Consider the following 17,827-nt stretch of genomic DNA (forward strand, 5'->3'; position numbering starts at 1 on the left):
GCCCCTCCCCCGACATATAGGGTATGGCCCTTGGGGGAATTGAAAGATGAGACTAAACCGACGTGACCTTTTGGCCAGCGCGATGGCGCTGAGCGCAGGAACCTTGGGCGGCGCATTGCCCGCCTTTGCACAGCAAGTCACGCTGAACGATATTTCAGCCTATCTGAACGGGCTGACCACCGCCGAGGGGCGTTTCACACAGGCGAATGCAGACGGCAGCCAATCGGCAGGCGCGATCTATATCAAGCGGCCGGGCCGGATGCGGTTCGAATATGATCCGCCGGATAATGGCCGGATGCTGGCCTCGGGCGGGCAGCTTGCGATTTTTGATCCACGCTCGAACCTGCCGCCGGATCGCTATCCGCTGAACCAGACGCCGCTGAATATCATTCTAGAGCGCAACGTCGACCTTGGCCGTCGTAATATGGTGCGCGGCATGCAGGTGGACGGCAACCGCGCGATTGTCACCGCGCAGGACCCCAGCCACCCCGAATACGGCGCGATCGAGCTGGTCTTTCAGATCAGCCCGATGACTCTGTGGCAATGGACGGTGATTGATCAGGCCGGTGGTCGCACCACGACGACACTCTCGGAAATCCGCATTGGTGGGCAGATTTCCGACAGCATCTTTAATATCGAAAGCGAGATGCGGCGCGCCGGTTAAACCCGGCTAGATCCGGCCACAAGACCGAAGCTGGGCGTCATACATGATCGCCCGGCCTTCCAATTCGGCGGCGATACGCACCAGCCATGCCTTGGAATTATGGGTGCCGCGGCGATAACCGGCGCGGCCCTCGTGATAGGCCAGATATTGGTTACGCGTATCGTTCAGGGGGATACCCAATTCACGCGTGGTGGCGGTCATATACCAGCCCATGAAATCGGTCGCGTCGCGGATTTCATGGCGCTGCGCGCGTGATCGGCCCGCAGAAGACGCCAGATAATCATCCCACGTGCCATCCAAAGCCTGGCTATAGCCATAGGCCGAGGATTGTCGCCCGATCGGCAGGACACCCAACGCATATTGATGCGGCGGGCGTGCATTGCCGATGAACTTGCTCTCTTGATAAATGATCGCCATCTGCACGGCGACCGGAATGCCCCATGTGCGCTCGGTCTGCTGGAAGGCACGCAAATATTGCGGGCGCTGTGCAACGATGCTGCACGCGTCGTCCAGATTCCGGGGGGCGCTGAATTCACGGCTCCCACAGCCTGCGACAAGAATCACAAGCAACAGGGCTCGAATGGTTCTGCTCATCTGCCTCGGGCCACATGTTTATTATTATATTGGGGGAAAGTGTAACCCAAGGGTCGGCTTTTGGGAACCATGGGATTTTACGCGGGCGCGTTCCTGCCGGTTCCCTCACGCAGACGTGTCGGACGCGCGGGGCGGCCCATGGTGCCCGCATGGACATGCCGCCGTAAATCCAGCATGATTGCCCCATGACAGGAGAAAAAATGCAGACGCGGCGCGCTAAATTTCATCTGGGGCAGATCGTTCGGCACCGCGTGCATCAGTTCCGCGGTGTGGTCTTTGATGTGGACCCCGAATTCGCCAATTCCGAAGGCTGGTATCAGTCGATCCCCGAAGACATCCGCCCCCGCAAAGATCAGCCGTTCTATCACCTGCTGGCCGAAAGCGCCGAATCCTATTACGTCGCCTATGTGTCCGAGCAGAACCTGGTGCTGGACCCAACCGGCGATCCCGTTGACCATCCCGATGTGCCCAATATGTTCGGCCATCTGACGGATGGAGTCTATGCGCTGCAAGTGCAGCTAAACTAACCATAGCGGAAAATCATGACTGTCGATTATACCGAGCTTGCCAAAACCGTCGCGGCGCTGGTCGAAGGGGAAACAGATGCGGTTGCGTTGATGGCGACCCTGTCTTGCGAAGTGCATCACGCGGATGACCGTTTCAACTGGACGGGTTTTTACCGTGTCACCGCCCCCGAAATGCTGAAAATCGGCCCCTATCAGGGCGGTCACGGCTGTCTGCAAATCCCTTTTTCGCGCGGGGTTTGCGGTGCGGCGGCGCGCACCGGCGAGGTGCAATTGGTGCCGGATGTCGAGGCCTTTCCTGGCCATATCGCCTGTTCCTCCTCGACCCGCAGCGAGATTGTGCTGCCGGTGCGCGATGGCGCGGGCCATCTGATTGGCGTCTTTGATATCGACAGCGACCTGCCCGATGCCTTTACACAAGCCGACGCCGATGCGCTGCAGGCGCTGCTGGATCGCACCTTCGCGGCGGTGTAAATCATGCGGCTGCTGACCCTTGGCCATGGCTATGTCGCGCAGGCGCTGGCCCGAATTTTGCCCGAAGGGTGGCAGCTGCGCGGCACATCCCGCAGCGACGGTGCCGCAATCCAATGGCCGGGCAGCGATCTTGCGCCCCATATTGCATGGGCGACGCATATCCTGATCTCGGCCGCGCCGGTCGGGGGGCAGGACCCTTTCTTTACCACCGTCGCGGGACTGGTGGCGCATCGCCGCCCCGATTGGCTTGGCTATCTGTCCACCACCGGCGTTTACGGCGATCATCAGGGCGCGTGGGTGGACGAGGAAACGCCTGTCAGCCCCGTCGCCAATCGTTCGGCGGATCGCCTGATGGCGGAACGCGCCTGGGCGGATGTGTCGGACCAGGCGCATATCTTTCGCATCGCGGGTATCTATGGGCCGGGCCGCGCGCCTTTCGCGCGGTTGCGGGCCGGGCAGGCGCGCCGCATCCACCGCGAGGGGCAGGTCTTCTCGCGCATCCATGTCGATGACATTGCGCAGGTGCTGTTGGCCGCGATGGTGCAGCGCAAGCCCGGCATCTATAATCTGGCCGATGATCTGCCCGCGCCCAACGCGGATGTGATCGCCTATGCCGCAGGGCTTGCGGGCCTGCCCGTGCCGCCACTGGAAGACTTCGACACCGCCGAGATGACCCCGATGGCGCGCAGCTTTTATGAAGAAAGCCGCCGCATCTGTAACAAAAAGATCAAGGCGGATCTGGGCGTCAGCCTGCTGTATCCCGATTACAGGCGTGGATTGCAGGCCCTGTTGGGCGCGGGCGAATAACAAGATCCGTCATAAAAGCTTCGCAGTCAGATCGTAGATGCGGCGGAAAGAAGCCGCTTTGCGATCACAATGTTTCAATCGAACCACCCCGTCCAAACGCCTGCCGTCGCCACGCGTGACTTGCGGCTGACCTATGGCGATACCCAAATCCTGCGCGGCATTGATCTGGCGCTGAACCCCGGCGAAACGCTTGCGCTGCTGGGGCCCTCGGGCTGCGGCAAGACCACGCTGCTGCGTCTGGTCGCTGGCCTGCTGGCGCCCACGGCGGGCGAGGTGCATATCGACGGCCAAGTGATGGCCAGCGACAGCGTTTTCCTGCCGCCCGAGCGGCGCGGCCTGGGCATGGTGTTTCAGGATTACGCCCTTTGGCCGCATATGAGCGTTGCCGAAAACGTCGCTTTCCCCCTCGAGATGCGCAAAATCCCCCGCGCTGATCGCACGGCCCGCGTGACCGAGGCGCTGGAGCGTGTCGGCCTTGGCGCGATGGCGGATCGCTCGCCCGCAGCTTTGTCCGGCGGCCAGCAGCAGCGCGTCGCCATCGCCCGCGCTATCGTGGCCGAGCCGCATATCGTGCTGTTTGACGAGCCGCTATCGAACCTCGACCGCGAGCTGCGCGAGGTGATGGTGGCCGAGCTGGGGGCCTTGATCCGCGGCCTTGGCCTGACCGCAATCTATGTCACCCATGACCAGTCCGAGGCGCTGACCCTTGCCGATCAGGTCGCGGTGATGGAGGCGGGCATGATTGCCCAGCTTGCCCCTCCCGATCAGTTGATCGAATCCCCCGCCAGCGCGAAAGTCGCGGAATTTCTACGCCTTGGCACGGTCATCGACATGCAGCGCAGCGGTGTAGGTTGGGCATCTGGTGGGCGCCGCTTTGCGCTGGCTGGCCCCGATAGCGCCGCCGCGCGCCTGCTGATCACCGCGCGCGCTTTGCGTGTTGTCGGGCTGGATGCGGCCGATCTGACCGGCACGGTGACGGGCGTTCAATACCGTGACACCGCCTATGCGGTCGCGGTTGCGCTGGATGGCGGCACCGCGCCGCAAACCGTTTCGCTTTCAAGCAATATCCGCATGCGTCCGGGGGATCGCATCGGATTGGAGATCATCTCCGACCGCCTGCGCTGGTTCCCAGCGGGCGATAGCTCCCTAACCCTCGTCTAAGGACTAGATCCATGATGACCACATTTGTGCGCGCCAGCACTGCCGCCGCTGCGATCTTTGCCGCGCAAGCCGCAATTGCCGATGTCACCGTCTATACCGCTGGCCCCGCCGCGCTGATCGAACAGCTGGCCGAGGGGTTCAAGGCCGAGACCGGCATCAATATCGAATTCTTTCAGGCGACCACCGGCCAAGTCATGGCCCGGATCGAGGCCGAGGCCGCAAATCCCGTCGTTGATGTGCTGATCTCGGCGTCGTGGGATACGGCAACCGACTTTACCGAACGCGGCTGGCTGCTGCCCTATACCAGCCCGAACGCCGCCAGCGTGCCGGACTTTCTGAAAACCGACACCGCTGTCGCACAGGGCGTCTCGGCGCTTGCCATCGCGTGGAACCCCAATTCCGGCACGCCGCGCCCGACCGAGTGGTCGGACCTGACCGGCGCTGATTTCAACAACCTCGTGACGCTGCCCGATCCCGCCCAATCGGGCGCGACGTTCGAGCTGGTCGCCGCACTGGCCAGCAGCCAAGGCTGGGATCTGTTCAACGGTCTTGCAGCCAATGACGCCATCGTTGCCGGCGCCAATGCCGAGGCGTTGAACCCCGTCCTGCAAGGCGCAAAAGCGGCTGTGTTCGGTGCAGTGGACTACATCTCGCTGAACGGTCAGGCCAAAGGCGAGTCGATCGAGGTGATCTTTCCGGCCAGCGGCACGGTGATCGCGCCCCGCCCGGTGATGATCATGGAATGGTCGCAAAATCAGGATGATGCTAAGGCCTTCGTCGATTACATCCTGTCGGATGCGGGTCAGGCGATTGTCGCGGGCCAGAACCTGATGCCCGCGCGCAGCGATGTGGCGGCAAACCGTCCGCTGATCGCCGATCTGACGATTCTGCCGATTGATGCGGCTGCGGTCTATGCTTCGCGCGGCGAGACTTTGGCCACTTTCGCCGAAACCTTCGCGCAGTAAGTTCGCACAGTAAGAAAGACAAAGCATGGCCAAGACGCAGTCGCAGACCAGTCCCGTTGTCATTCTGGCAGCGGCGGGGCTGTTGGTCGTGGTGGCCGTGCCTTTCCTGTTCATCCTGCTGCAAGCGGTCTATCCGCAACTGGGGCGCGGCTCGCTGGCTGCGCCTTTTAGCGCGCTTGCGGCGGCTTTTGCAGATCCGAAACTGATCGGCATGACCGGCAATACGCTGTTGCTGGGGGTGGCGGTCGCACTGCTTTCTGCGCTGGTTGCCGTGCCGCTGGCGGTGATGCGCGCGCTGTTTCGCGTGCCGGGGGCGCTGCTGTGGGATGTATTATTCCTGATCCCCTTTATGATCCCGCCCTATATCGCGACGCTGGGCTGGATCATGACGCTGCAACCGCGCGGCTATCTGTATCAGCTGCTGGGCTTTGATCTGGCGGGGTTTTTGTTCTCGGTTCCCGGCATTGTTTTCGTGATGATGCTGAACGCTTTTCCGGTGATCTATTTTGCCGTCTCGCGCACGGTCGAGGCGGTAGGCGCGCGTTACGCCGATGTCGGCCGTGTGTTTGGCGCGACGCCGCTGCGCGCGTTTTGGCGGATCACATTGCCGCTGTCGACGCCCGGGCTTGCCGCCAGCCTGCTGTTGGTCTTTTCCATGGCGATTGAGGAATATGGCACCCCCGCCGCGCTGGGGCGTCGCGCCGGATTCGACGTGCTGGTGACGGCAATTGACTTGCGCGTTTCGGACTGGCCGATTGACCTGCCGGGGGCTGCGATCCTGTCACTGGTGCTGGTCGCGCTGTCGTTTGGCGCCTTCTTGCTGCAACGCTGGATTCTGACGCGCAAGAATTGGCAGACCACCACCGGCAAACCGCAAGGCGGCGCGAAAAGGGCGCTGGGGCCGTGGACTGTTCCGGTCGTTGCGCTGTTCGCGCTTGTCGGCTTTGTCGCCACGATCCTGCCGCTGCTGGCCATTCTGGCGACGGCCCTGAGCCGCACGATCTCGGGCGGGCTGGCGTGGCAGAATATGGGGCTCAACAATTTTGCGGCGATCCTGACGGATAGCACCGGCGCGCTGCGCGCCCTTGGCACCAGCCTGACGCTGGGCGTGGCGACCGCGCTATTTGCGGGGCTGCTGGGGGCGGTCTCGGCCTATGCGGTGGTGAAATCGCGGGCCAGGGGCAGGGGGCTGCTGGATGTGTTGACGATCCTGCCATCGGCCTTGCCGGGAATCGTGGTGGCGGTCGGGCTGATCCTGGCGTGGAACCAGCCTTGGCTGCCGATGACGCCCTATAACACTGTTTTCATACTGCTTTTGGCCTATTGCTGCATCCTGCTGCCGCAGCCGGTGCGTTATGCGACGGCCGCCTTCCATCAGGTGGGCGACAACCTCGAGGCCGCGGCCCGCGTTTTTGGCGCCCGTCCCATGGTGGCGTTCCGGCGCATCCTGCTGCCGCTGATCGCGCCCAGCCTGCTGGCGTCGATGCTGCTTGTCTTTGCGGTGGCAACGCGCGAACTTGTGGCCTCGGTCGTGGTGGCGCCGGTCGGCGTGCGCACCATTTCGACCTATATCTGGCGGCAATTCGAACAAGGCTCGGTGGGTTTGGGCATGGCAATGGCCTTTGTAACGATCATCATCACCACAGCACTGCCGCTGATCGTGCTGTCGCTGATGGGGCGGCGGGGGAACCTGTTGTGACGCTGATCGCGCAGCTGACCGATCTGCATCTGCGCGCGGATGGGGCCGATCCGTTCCATGATCCCTATCAGGCCACGCGCGACGCCTTTGCGGCGATCCGCGCGCTGGATGTGCAGCCCGATGCCATAGTGCTGACCGGCGATATCAATGACCACAGCACCAGTGATTACGGCCCCGCGCTGGCGCTGCTGCACGCGGCGCCCGTGCCCGTGCTGCCGATGCCCGGAAATCACGACGACCCCGACGCCTTTCGCGCTGCATTCCAAAATTGGGCCGATTTCGCCCCCGATCATCTGAGCTTTACCGCGGATCTTGGTGATCTGCATCTGATCACGCTGGAAACGACGCTGCCAAACGGCCTGCCGGGGCTAGAGGCGCGCCATCTTGCGTGGCTAGATGCGCAACTGCGCGCCGCGTCAAAACCGGTGCTGCTGGCGCTGCACCACCCGCCATTCCCCACCGGCCTGCCGCATCTGGAGCGGCATGGGTTTGCGGGGCGGGCGGTGCTGGCGGATATGCTACAAACGGGCCAGATCGTGCGGCTCATCGCAGGTCACAGCCATCGCGCCATCAGCGCCCTGTGGCAGGGCGTGTCGTGCAGTACCGCACCAGCCATTGGGCATGGGTTGGGGCTGTCGTTTTCGGGCGCGGCACCGCACCGGCCAATGGCAACGACGCCAAGGTTAGAGCTGCACCACTGGCAAGGCGCGCAGATGATCAGCCATACGGTTTCACTGCCACGATGAAATCAGACTGGTGACCCCGGGTGGATTCGAACCACCGACCTACCGCTTAGGAGGCGGTCGCTCTATCCCCTGAGCTACGGGGCCGTCCAGCACCCTCCCTTGTCCTCATTTTCAGGCAAAGGTCAATTGCTGCCCCAAATTCGGTATGCAGCGGTCTATGAAAACAGCGGGCTAGGCGCTAATGTCATTCGAATGACGAAGCCCGAGGATCTAACGTGACACGACCGCGCCAGCGACTACTGACTCTGCGTGATGTTTCTGAAGCCTCGGGCGTCAGCGAAATGACCGTCAGCCGCGTGCTGCGCGGCAAGGGCGACGTATCCGAGGCCACGCGCCTGAAAGTGCAGGAGGCCGCCCGCCGCCTTGGCTATGTGCCCAACAAGATCGCAGGCGCGCTGGCGTCGCAGCGCGTCAATCTGGTCGCGGTGGTGATCCCGTCACTTGGAAACCTGGTGTTCCCCGAAGTGCTATCGGGCATTTCCGAGGCCCTGGACGGCACCGGCCTGCAGCCTGTCGTCGGTGTCACCGATTATTCGCCTGAAAAAGAGGAAAAAGTCCTGTTCGAGATGCTGTCATGGCGTCCCGCCGGTGTGATTATCGCGGGGCTCGAGCATACCGAGGCCAGCGTCGCCATGATGAAACGCGCTGGCATCCCCGTGGTCGAGGTGCTGGACGTGGATGGCGAGCCGGTTGATGCGATGGTTGGTATTTCCCAGCGCCGCGCGGGTCAAAAGATGGGCGATGCCATCGCCGCCGCCGGTTACAAGCGGATCGGCTTTGTCGGCACCGGGATGGAACATGACCTGCGCGCCCGCAAACGTCTTGAGGGCTTTGAAACCGCGATTGCCGCGCATGGCCTGTCGATTGCGGATCGCACGATCTATGCCGGATCCTCCGCGCTGGCCAAGGGGCGCGAGGAAACCGTCCGCCTGCTGCAGCGGACGCCGGATCTCGATTTCATCTATTATGCCAATGACATGGTCGGCGCGGGCGGATTGCTGGAACTGATCGCGCGGGGTCGCGATATTCCGGGCGATATCGGTCTTGCCGGGTTCAACAATATTGAATTGCTGGATGGTCTGCCGCTGCGCCTTGCCACGATGGACGCCTGCCGCCGCGAGGCGGGTCAAAAAGCGGCCGAGATTATCGCCGCGCGCCACATCGACCCGAAAATGGAAGGGGGCCAGCGCGTGACGCTGACCCCCGTCTTGCAAAAGGGGCAGACCCTGCGGCCCGCCCGCTAAGGGTTTACTGGGCCTTCGCCAGCTCGGCGTCCAGAATGGCCGCCAGGTTCTCATAGCTCATATTGCCGTATTGCTGGCCGTTGATGAACAGCGTCGGCGTTGCGGTGACATTGTCACGCTCGGCATTTTCGGTGAACCAGCCGACCAGACCTTCGGCCAAGGCTTGGTCCGCCATGCAGGCGTCGATGGCGGCATCGCTCATGCCCGCCTCGCGGCCGATGGCGCGCAGGTTGTTGGCAATCTCGGCAGGGTCGCCGCTGCCGATCCAGCCTTGCTGGTTTTCATACAGCAGGTCGTTGATGCCAAAGAAACGGGTATTGTTGTCGCCGCAGCGCGCAATCATCGAGGCCCACAGACCAAAGCGGTCGAAATACACTTCGCGGAACACGAAACGCACCTTGCCGGTGTCGATGTAGTTCTCTTTCAGCTGCTGATACTGGTTGTTGTGAAAGTTGGCGCAATGCGGGCAGGTGAAGGACGCGTATTCGATAAAGGTGATCGGCGCGTCCTCGGCACCGACGGCCATCTCGGTGATGGCAGGCGCGGCAGCCTCGGTCGTGGCGGCGGCGTCCTGTGCCATGGCAGTGCCTGCATAAAAGCTGCCTGCAAGTGCAATGGCGGCCGCGGTGGCGGCGTTACGGATGATGGTCATAGGTTCCCCTTGGGCTTGCCTTTTGATTTGACGAGAACATTGGCCGCAAGCGCCTCAAGCGCAAGTCGCAAACCCGTGTCCTGAACAGAATGTGTAATACCTGCAGCTGCGCGTTGAACTTCGGGTGATTTTGCGGGCGGGGCGAGGGGCGGCGCCGGTGAAAACGCGGCCTGACCCTCGGCAAAACCGGTGGCGGCGGTTTGGGTGATCAAAACCTTGGCGATGGCATTATAGCCATAGACGGCATTCACGCGCTGGCGGATCGCGTCGCGCTGCATATCCAGCATCGGGGCCTGCGCGCCGGTGGTCAGCAGCACCAGCGTCGCGCCAACGCCGCCACGGCCATAGTTGATCTTGACGGGCCGACAGGTCGCGGCCAGCGCGCTACCTACGGTTTCGGGCCAATGCGTCAGCAGGCGGACGACGGCAAAGCCACGCTCTTCGCTGGCATTGCGGATCTGCGGCGCGACCAGCGCGCCGGTCAGTCGGAATTTGCTGCCTGATCTGGGTTTCATGGCGTGATAATACGGCCAAGACTGGCCTTTGGCCAAGGGATCTGTCAAAGAAATCCGCTAAATTCTATGCGTGCAGCGTAAAGGCAGGGGCCGATTGTCCGTAAAAGACATGATCGTCGAATCCGACCAACTTCTGGACTGGTATGACCGCCATGCGCGGGTAATGCCCTGGCGCGTCTCGCCCGCTGATCGCAAGGCGGGGGTGCGCCCGAACCCCTATCACGTCTGGATGTCCGAGGTGATGCTGCAACAGACCACCGTTGCCGCCGTGCGCGACTATCATGTGAAATTCACCACCCTTTGGCCAACCGTGCAGGATCTGGCCGCCGCGCCCGACAGCGATGTGATGGAGGCTTGGGCCGGTCTGGGATATTACGCCCGCGCCCGCAACCTGCTCAAATGCGCCCGCGCCGTGGTCGCCGATCACGGCGGGGTCTTTCCGCAGACGCTAGAGGGGCTTTTGGCGCTGCCGGGCGTTGGCCCCTATACGGCGGCGGCGGTGGCGGCGATTGCCTATGACGTCCCCGCAACCGTGGTCGATGGCAATGTCGAGCGGGTCATGTCCCGCCTGTTCAATGTTGAGACTCCGCTGCCCAAGGCGAAACCCGAACTGACCGTACATGCCGCCCGCCTGACGCCCGACACCCGCCCCGGTGATTACGCGCAGGCGGTGATGGATTTGGGCGCGACGATCTGCACCCCCAAAAGCCCGGCTTGCGTCATTTGCCCGCTGACCGCTGGCTGTCTTGCCCGCGCCGCTGGCACGGCCGCCACGCTGCCGCGCAAACTGCCGAAAAAGCCGCAGCCGCTGCGCCGTGGCACCGCCTATATCGCGCGCCGCGCCGATGGCGCCTATCTGCTAGAGCGTCGCCCGGACAAAGGCCTGCTGGGCGGTATGCTCGGATGGCCGGGGGGTGAATGGGCCGTGGATAAACCCGCCGCCGCGCCGCCTCTGGCTGCTGATTGGCAGGTCGCGCCTGACCCCGCGCTGCATACGTTCACGCATTTCCATTTGGAACTGACGGTTTGTTATGCGCATGTCGGGCAGGGCGCGAATCCTGAAAGTGGCAGTTTCATCGCGCTCGATCCCAATGGCCTGCCGACAGTGATGCGCAAAGCCTTTGATATCGCGCTAAATTACCTGGATGACTGATTTGTCGATTGCCAGCACATAGCCGCGGCGCGCCACATTCTTGACCAGCATTTCGGTGATCATCTGATTGCCCAGCGTGTCGCGCAGCCGTTTGATCCGCGTCGCGCCCGCCGCTTCGTCACAATCGACCGCATTGCGACCGGTGATCACGCCCTCGATCTCGGCGCCGGTCAGGAATTCGTCGTCCATCCGCGCTTCGGCCAGAACGGCGATGGTCTCGATGGCGGCATCGGTCAGCTTCAGCGCAAAATCATTCAGCACGACGGTGTTTTCCGCGCGGTTCACTACCAGCGAGCTGACCTCGATCCCCTTGCGTTCAATCGTCGCGATACGGCGGTTCTGTTGCAGCAAGATGACCAGAAACGTGATCGAGGCGATCAGCAGCGCCACCGCAAACACCAGCAGCACGAAAATGATCATCCGATAGGAGGCCAGCGTCTCGGAAAACGCGGTGCCCGATTGGGCGAGGATCTCGAGCAGGCGCAGCTCGGCAAAGCCGGTCAGATCGGCGTTTTCAACGAAGAGCTGTTCGACCCGGCTGTCAAAGGCGGATGAGTCCGGCAGGTTCACCAGCAAGAATACGGCGGCAAGGGAAAGGAACAGCACCACAGCGCCCACGCCAATCGCGACGGCGCGATTGCCCACCAGCTTGATCTCAGTAGCGGAGGTAGTTTTCCCCTGCACTTGCGCGTCGCTCCTCTAGCCCTGTCTCGTCGAACGTATCCAGCACGTCCAGCAATTGCCAACCTGCCGCCGCAAGGCGCGCGGATATCTCGGCTGTTGCAGCCGCGATACTGCATTCGCCGTTGATCTGTGCAACCCCATATAACAGGCGCAGCGGATCGTCCTGCTTGGCTTTGTAATCGACATAGCAGGCCGCATGGGCCGCGCCCATCGACATAAGCATGATGAAAAGACTGAAGGGTAGAGCTTTCATCCCTTATCATTGCCCATGTCCCGCCCGCATCGCAAGAAAATCATCGCCCCGCCGCGCGGGCGGTCATTGGATGACACGCCGCTGTTATTGCCTGACAGCCGCGGCCCATGCAGTCAGGGGCCGAGCGCGCCGCCGTCCTGTTGTCCCGCCTGCGGCGCGCTTGTCCTTTTGGCGCGGAAATGATCTGGATGCGCCATGACAGATAGACCCGATTACAGTTTTGAACTGGCCGCGCAGGCGCGTGGCTTTGCGCGCGTCGCGGGCGTGGACGAGGTGGGCCGTGGCCCGCTGGCGGGGCCGGTGACGGCCGCGGCGGTGATCCTTGATCCCGCGAACATTCCCGAAGGCCTGAACGATTCCAAAAAGCTATCGGCCAAGCGCCGCGATGCCCTGTTCGACCAGATTATGGCGGTGGCGCAGGTGTCCATCGCCCATGCAACTGTCGCGGAAATCGACGAGATGAACATCCTGCGCGCCTCGCATGTCGCGATGTGCCGCGCGCTGGCGGGGTTGCCTGCCGATTACGTGCTGGTCGATGGCAACCTGCTGCCCAAAGACCTAAGCCTGCCCGCCGAGGCACTGATCAGCGGTGACGCCAGATCACTTTCCATCGCAGCCGCATCCATTATCGCAAAGGTGGTGCGCGACCGCATTATGGTGGATCTGGCGCAACAGTTTCCGGCCTATGGCTGGGAGCGGAACGCCGGCTACCCCAGCGCCGCCCATCGCGCCGCGCTGATTGCCCATGGGGTAACACCGCATCATCGCCGTTCGTTCAAGCCTGTGCACAACATCTTGTATCAAGGCATAAAGCCAACGCCTTGATACAATAAACATTTTGACTTGGCCGCAAACCTCGCCCATCTTCGCCCTACACGAGAGCGGAAAAATCCGCCGGGATGAGGCAGTATAATGGCAAAAACCAGTGCAGGGGGCGCGCAAGCGCTACCCCTCGACAGTATAATTGCGGGCGATTGTATAGATGCAATGCGCGCGCTTCCGGATGCGTCGATCGATCTGATCTTCGCGGACCCGCCCTATAATCTACAACTGAAGGGCGAGTTGCACCGCCCTGACAACAGCCGTGTTGATGCCGTGGATGACCATTGGGATCAATTCGACAGCTTTGCCGCCTATGACGCGTTCTCGCGCGCTTGGCTGGCCGAGGCCCGCCGCCTGTTGAAACCTAATGGCGCGATTTGGGTCATTGGTTCCTATCACAACATCTTTCGCCTTGGGGCCGAGTTGCAAAATCAGGGCTATTGGCTGCTGAATGATGTGATTTGGCGCAAGTCGAACCCGATGCCGAATTTCCGTGGCAAGCGCCTGACCAATGCGCATGAAACGCTGATCTGGGCCGCGAAATCCGAAAATGCCAAGCCGACGTTCAACTATGAGGCGCTGAAAGCGCTGAACGAAGGGGTGCAGATGCGCTCGGACTGGGTGCTGCCGATCTGCACCGGACATGAGCGCCTGAAAGGTGACGACGGGGCCAAGGCGCATCCCACGCAAAAGCCCGAAAGCCTGCTGCATCGCGTGCTGATTGGAACGACCAATCCCGGCGATGTCGTGCTTGATCCATTCTTTGGCACCGGCACCACCGGCGCTGTTGCCAAGATGCTGGGCCGTCATTTCATCGGGATCGAGCGCGAGGAAAGCTACCGCAAGGTTGCCACCCGCCGCCTTGCCAAAGTCCGCCCGCTGTCGGCCGAGGCACTGGCCGTCACCACATCAAAACGCGCCGAGCCGCGCGTCGCATTCGGCCTTTTGGTCGAGCGCGGCATGTTGCGCCCGGGCGAAGAGCTGCAAAGCCTGAACGGCCGCCACAGCGCCAAGGTGCGCGCCGATGGCACGCTGGTTGCGACCGATCATACCGGCTCGATCCATCAGGTCGGTGCCCGTCTGGAAGGCGCGCCTAGCTGCAATGGTTGGACCTATTGGCACTTTAAGCGCGACGGGCAGAATGTGCCGATCGACGCGCTGCGCCAACAGATCCGCGACGAGATGGGCGACTGATCCAAAAGTTTACGTCAGCGCCTTGGTTGGTATTTGCGTCCCACAAGGCGCGCTGCCTCCCCGCCTTGGGTCATGCCCTCGGCGGGGTTTTTTGCTTATAGGCCAAGGCGTTCCAGCGCGGCGATCAGCGCGGTATCATCGGCGATCTGCAGGCGCACGGGCAGCACCAGCACCTCGCCACGAAAGGCCTCGGGCAGGCGGATCGCATCTTTTTCGGTGGTGACAAGGCGGGCACTCGCGGCCTTTGCCTCGGCCATCAGGCGCGCCATCAGCGCCTCGGTCAGGGGCTGATGATCGTCCAGCGGTTTTTCCACCACCACATCGGCCCCAAGGCCGCGCAGGGTCGCAAAGAATTTCGCCGGATTGCCGATCCCGGCAAAGGCCAGGGCGCGTAGGCCCGCCCATGGCATCCCCGTCTCCATCGGCACCAGCGTGCCTTGCAGACGCGGCACGGGCAGCGGCGTGGTGAAAAGGTCCTGCGCGCCAATGGTCAGCACCAGATCGGCGCGGGCAAGGCCGGCGGCCAATCCCTCGCGCAGGGGACCCGCCGGGATCGGGCGCTGGTTGCCGAAACCTTGGGCGGCATCGACCACGACAATCGACAGGTCTTTGACCACCGCCGGATTCTGAAAACCATCGTCCAGCAGCACGACCGCGGCCCCGGCCGCCTGTGCCGCCTGCACGCCTGCGGCGCGATCGCGCGCGACCCAGGTCGGCGCTTGCAGCGCCAGCAGCAGCGGCTCGTCGCCGACATCCGCCGCGCTATGGCGGGCGGGGTCGACCTGAACCGGCCCGGACAGACTACCGCCATACCCGCGCGAGACGACATGCACCTGATGCCCGCGTGCACGCAGCAGCGCAATCAGCGCCATCGCGGTGGGGGTTTTGCCGGTGCCGCCCGCGTTGATATTGCCAATGCAAATGACCGGCACATCCGCCCGCATCCCGCTTTGGCGCAGGCGGCGCGCGGTCATGCGGGCATAAAGACAACCCAGCGGCGCCAGCACATAAGCCTGCCAGCCGGGCCGCGCTGGCGGGTTTTGCCAAAAGCCGGGCGCCCTCATGCTGCGCCCTGCCGCTCAAGGTAAAGCTTGACCAGATCGACGATGCGGTTCGTGCCTTCGGCCCCGGTCGTCGTGATCTGCCACGCGGCCAGCGCCATTTTCGCTGTTTTATCAGGGGCAAGCAGCTGGTCTATGGTCGCGGCCAATTCCTCGCCCGAGCGCAGCAGCCGCGCGCCACCCGCCCGTTCCAGCCGCAGATAGGCCGCACCAAAGGGCTGCACATTCGGGCCTGCCAGCACGGCGGACCCCAGCGCCGCAGGCTCGAACGGATGGCGGCTTTGGCCGCCGGGGCGCAATGTGCCGCCCATGAATGTCATGCTGGCCAGCCGATACCACAGGCCCAGCTCAATCGCGGAATCCGCCAGCAGCACGCTGGATGTCTCATCCACGGAATCATCTTCGGCGCGCAAACCGTAAACCAGCCCCGCCGCACCCAGCGCGGCGGCAAAAGCGCCTTCGTCCTTGGGATCGGCGGGTAGCAGCACCAACAGCAGCCGATGCGCACTGCGCAGCGCGCTGCGCTGCGCCAAGATCACCTCGGGCAATTCGGCCAGCGTGACGCCCGCAGCCAGCCAGACCGGTCGCGTGCCCAGATCGGCGGCCATATCGGCGCGCTCGGCCTCGTTATAGGGAAGGGCGGCGGGAACAGAATCCAAAAGGCCGTTCACCTCGACCCGCGCGGGCGGCAGGCCGTCACGGATCAGGCGGCGTGCGGTCGCACCATCGCTGGCCAGCGCGCGGTCGAACAGGGTCGTGGGCGAGCTGTTCAGCCGCAGGGGCCAGTTCGCGCGCAGGGGCGGCAGACGGTCAGAATGCGCATCCACCAGCAGCGCCGAAATGCCACGTAGATGCGTGGCTTTCAGCAGCGGCGCATGCAGATCACCCTCCATCCAGATCAGCAGATCGGGTGACCAATGGTCCAAAAATGCGGTGATCTCTGCGGCGTCAACAGGTTGAGATGTAATGATAAAATCCGCACGCGCTGTGGGGGCGGGCACGGTGATCTGGTCCTTGGCCACGGGGGGCAGGGTGACCAGTATGGACAGATCTTCCCCGTCGGCGCGCAGGCTGGCCGCAAGGCTTGCCACGATGGGCAGCCGGGCGGCGCTGGGGCAATGCACCCAGAGCAAGACGCCATCAGGGCGGGCCGGGGCCGTTGCCTCTGCCGCCGTGCCGCGCCGCTTTGCCAGCGGGGAAAACAGACCCATTACGCGCCTGCGATTGTCATGCCATCCACCAGTAATGAGGGGACCACGCGGCTCAGATCCTCGCGTCCGTCATTGGCGGCGACCAGATTCAGCAGCATCTCGCGCAGGTTACCGGCTACGGTCACTTCGTGGACGGGGAACTGGATCTCGCCATTCTCGACCCAAAAACCGCTGGCGCCGCGCGAATAATCGCCCGTGTTTGGGTTGATCGTCGCGCCGATGAACGAGGTCACCAGCAGGCCAGTCCCCATCTGTGCGATCAGATCCGCGCGGCTTGCCGTGCCCGCCGTCAGCCGCAGATTGCCCGCGCTGGGGCTGGGCGCCGATGAGGTGCCGCGGCTGGCGTTTGCGGTCGTCGTCAAACCCAGTTGGCGGCTTGAGGCCAGATCCAGCGTCCAGCTTTGCAGCACGCCGTCCTCGACAATGGCGCGGCGCTGGGTGGCGATCCCCTCGGCATCGAACAGGCGCGATCCGCCGATCCGTTTGCGGTGCGGCTCCTCAACCAGGGACATGCCTGCGGGCAGCACCTGTTTGCCCATCGCATCGCGCAGGAACGAGCTGCCGCGCGCAACGGCCAAGCCATTCACCGCATTCATCAAATTGCCGATCAGCGTTGTCGCGATCCGCTCGTCAAACAGAATGGGGAAATGGCCCGAGGCGATCTTGCGCGCCCCTTGCATGGCGACAGCGCGTTCGGCCGCGATGCGGCCGATATCAGCAGGGTCGCGCAAATCGGCCTGAAACACCCGCGTATCGGCATCCCAATCCCGCTGCATCGTGGCGCCACTGCCAGAGATCGCAACGCAGGAAATGTTCCGCCCCGTGCGCATATAGCCCGCGTCGAACCCGTTCGAGGCCGCCATATGGATTTTGTGGTGCGAATAGGCGGCCGAGGTGCCCTGCACCTGCGTCACACCATCGACATTCATCGCGGCCTCTTCCGCCGCACGGGCGTCGGATTCCAGCGCCGAAGGATCGGGCTCTGCGGTGGCATCATACAGCTCCAGCCGCGCCATATCGAGGTCAGAGGCCAGTTGGCTGGGGTCGGCAAGGCCGATATAGCGATCCTCGGGGGCCTCGCGCGCCATGGCAACGGCACGTTCGGCCATGCGTTCGATCGTGATATCGCGAGCGTCAGATGCGCCCACGGCCGCCTGTCGTTGACCAATCATCACGCGCAGGCCGATATCGATGCCTTCGGAACGCTCGGCCTGTTCCAGACGGCCATCACGCACATCAATGGCAACGGATGTGCCCGCGACGGCCATTGCATCTGCCGATGTCGCCCCGGCCTTGCGCGCCGCATCCAGCAGTGCGGCAGTGATGCGGGCCAGGTCATGGCGGTCGGACATCGGGTCCAGAGGCATAGCGTCTTCCTTTTGGCTTTTGGGGCAATGTAATCAC

20 protein-coding genes and 1 tRNA gene are annotated in these 17,827 nt (G+C 63.1%); 12 read left to right on the forward strand and 9 right to left on the reverse strand.

The genetic code is table 11. The features are described 5' to 3' along the window. Positions 1–46 precede the first annotated feature (46 nt). Positions 47–664: a LolA family protein gene (locus KVU_RS12005; protein WP_014538056.1), complete on the forward strand. Its 618-nt coding sequence runs from the start codon at positions 47–49 to the stop codon at positions 662–664. A gap of 6 nt (positions 665–670) precedes the next feature. Here KVU_RS12005 and KVU_RS12010 read toward each other — a convergent pair whose 3' ends face one another. After that, the gene (locus KVU_RS12010) at positions 671–1,258 is read right to left on the reverse strand and encodes a transglycosylase SLT domain-containing protein (protein WP_014538057.1); all 588 of its coding nucleotides are present in this window, start codon (positions 1,256–1,258) and stop codon (positions 671–673) included. A 200-nt stretch (positions 1,259–1,458) separates the two neighbouring features. On the opposite strand from KVU_RS12010, the gene hspQ reads away from it, so the two are divergent. The 7 genes from hspQ to KVU_RS12045 all read left to right on the forward strand — a co-directional run bounded on the left by hspQ (position 1,459) and on the right by KVU_RS12045 (position 7,634). Next, positions 1,459–1,785, forward strand: a complete 327-nt coding sequence (hspQ, locus tag KVU_RS12015; protein ID WP_013385512.1) for a heat shock protein HspQ — start codon at positions 1,459–1,461, stop codon at positions 1,783–1,785. Between the two features lie 15 nt (positions 1,786–1,800). After that, positions 1,801–2,256, forward strand: a complete 456-nt coding sequence (locus tag KVU_RS12020; RefSeq protein ID WP_013385513.1) for a GAF domain-containing protein — start codon at positions 1,801–1,803, stop codon at positions 2,254–2,256. A 3-nt stretch (positions 2,257–2,259) separates the two neighbouring features. Further along, positions 2,260–3,063 carry an SDR family oxidoreductase gene (locus tag KVU_RS12025; protein ID WP_013385514.1) on the forward strand — a complete coding sequence of 268 codons (804 nt, stop codon included), beginning with the start codon at positions 2,260–2,262 and terminating at the stop codon, positions 3,061–3,063. Between the two features lie 69 nt (positions 3,064–3,132). Beyond that, positions 3,133–4,224 carry an ABC transporter ATP-binding protein gene (locus tag KVU_RS12030; protein WP_013385515.1) on the forward strand — a complete coding sequence of 364 codons (1,092 nt, stop codon included), beginning with the start codon at positions 3,133–3,135 and terminating at the stop codon, positions 4,222–4,224. 11 nt (positions 4,225–4,235) lie between these two features. After that, positions 4,236–5,189 (forward strand): ABC transporter substrate-binding protein, encoded by a 954-nt coding sequence (locus KVU_RS12035; RefSeq protein ID WP_013385516.1) that lies wholly within the window; start codon positions 4,236–4,238, stop codon positions 5,187–5,189. A 25-nt stretch (positions 5,190–5,214) separates the two neighbouring features. After that, on the forward strand, positions 5,215–6,888 hold the full coding sequence (locus tag KVU_RS12040) for an ABC transporter permease (RefSeq protein ID WP_013385517.1): 1,674 nt from the start codon (positions 5,215–5,217) through the stop codon (positions 6,886–6,888). Then, entirely contained in the window at positions 6,885–7,634 is a 750-nt protein-coding gene (locus KVU_RS12045; protein WP_013385518.1) for a metallophosphoesterase, read from the forward strand. Before KVU_RS12040 ends, KVU_RS12045 begins: the two co-directional genes overlap by 4 nt. A gap of 8 nt (positions 7,635–7,642) precedes the next feature. Here KVU_RS12045 and KVU_RS12050 read toward each other — a convergent pair. Further along, a tRNA-Arg gene (locus tag KVU_RS12050) sits at positions 7,643–7,718 on the reverse strand. Between the two features lie 131 nt (positions 7,719–7,849). On the opposite strand from KVU_RS12050, the gene KVU_RS12055 reads away from it, so the two are divergent. Then, positions 7,850–8,878, forward strand: a complete 1,029-nt coding sequence (locus KVU_RS12055; protein ID WP_014538059.1) for a LacI family DNA-binding transcriptional regulator — start codon at positions 7,850–7,852, stop codon at positions 8,876–8,878. A gap of 4 nt (positions 8,879–8,882) precedes the next feature. Here KVU_RS12055 and KVU_RS12060 read toward each other — a convergent pair whose 3' ends face one another. Both KVU_RS12060 and KVU_RS12065 read right to left on the reverse strand, forming a co-directional pair. Continuing rightward, positions 8,883–9,530: a DsbA family protein gene (locus KVU_RS12060; protein WP_013385520.1), complete on the reverse strand. Its 648-nt coding sequence runs from the start codon at positions 9,528–9,530 to the stop codon at positions 8,883–8,885. Then, a complete protein-coding gene (locus KVU_RS12065) occupies positions 9,527–10,045 on the reverse strand; it encodes a DUF721 domain-containing protein (RefSeq protein ID WP_236953110.1) in 519 nt (172 codons plus the stop codon). The genes KVU_RS12060 and KVU_RS12065 overlap by 4 nt, the downstream gene beginning before the upstream one ends. Before the next feature lie 109 nt (positions 10,046–10,154). Here KVU_RS12065 and mutY point away from each other — a divergent pair, with 109 nt between their 5' ends. Next, complete coding sequence (gene mutY, locus KVU_RS12070; protein ID WP_060486227.1) at positions 10,155–11,198, forward strand: A/G-specific adenine glycosylase; 1,044 nt, start codon at positions 10,155–10,157, stop codon at positions 11,196–11,198. Here mutY and KVU_RS12075 read toward each other — a convergent pair. Further along, positions 11,178–11,882 carry a winged helix-turn-helix domain-containing protein gene (locus KVU_RS12075; protein ID WP_014538061.1) on the reverse strand — a complete coding sequence of 235 codons (705 nt, stop codon included), beginning with the start codon at positions 11,880–11,882 and terminating at the stop codon, positions 11,178–11,180. The two genes, mutY and KVU_RS12075, sit on opposite strands and share 21 nt — an antisense overlap. After that, positions 11,854–12,135, reverse strand: coding sequence for a hypothetical protein (locus KVU_RS12080; RefSeq protein ID WP_014538062.1), 282 nt, complete (start codon positions 12,133–12,135; stop codon positions 11,854–11,856). The genes KVU_RS12075 and KVU_RS12080 overlap by 29 nt, the downstream gene beginning before the upstream one ends. Before the next feature lie 195 nt (positions 12,136–12,330). Between KVU_RS12080 and rnhB the strand changes: the two genes are divergently transcribed. Then, positions 12,331–12,960: a ribonuclease HII gene (rnhB, locus tag KVU_RS12085; protein WP_013385524.1), complete on the forward strand. Its 630-nt coding sequence runs from the start codon at positions 12,331–12,333 to the stop codon at positions 12,958–12,960. 87 nt (positions 12,961–13,047) lie between these two features. Next, on the forward strand, positions 13,048–14,151 hold the full coding sequence (locus tag KVU_RS12090) for a site-specific DNA-methyltransferase (RefSeq protein WP_013385525.1): 1,104 nt from the start codon (positions 13,048–13,050) through the stop codon (positions 14,149–14,151). Between the two features lie 95 nt (positions 14,152–14,246). Here KVU_RS12090 and lpxK read toward each other — a convergent pair whose 3' ends face one another. Genes lpxK through KVU_RS12105 form a run of 3 tightly spaced genes read right to left on the reverse strand, consistent with a single transcriptional unit; the run spans position 14,247 to position 17,790 of the window. Next, entirely contained in the window at positions 14,247–15,215 is a 969-nt protein-coding gene (gene lpxK, locus KVU_RS12095) for a tetraacyldisaccharide 4'-kinase (protein WP_013385526.1), read from the reverse strand. After that, entirely contained in the window at positions 15,212–16,423 is a 1,212-nt protein-coding gene (locus KVU_RS12100) for a 3-deoxy-D-manno-octulosonic acid transferase (protein WP_014538063.1), read from the reverse strand. The genes lpxK and KVU_RS12100 overlap by 4 nt, the downstream gene beginning before the upstream one ends. Continuing rightward, on the reverse strand, positions 16,423–17,790 hold the full coding sequence (locus tag KVU_RS12105) for a TldD/PmbA family protein (protein ID WP_013385529.1): 1,368 nt from the start codon (positions 17,788–17,790) through the stop codon (positions 16,423–16,425). Before KVU_RS12105 ends, KVU_RS12100 begins: the two co-directional genes overlap by 1 nt. Between the last annotated feature and the right edge of the window lie 37 nt (positions 17,791–17,827).

Source organism: Ketogulonicigenium vulgare WSH-001, from assembly GCF_000223375.1.
GTDB classification, from domain to species: domain Bacteria; phylum Pseudomonadota; class Alphaproteobacteria; order Rhodobacterales; family Rhodobacteraceae; genus Ketogulonicigenium; species Ketogulonicigenium vulgare.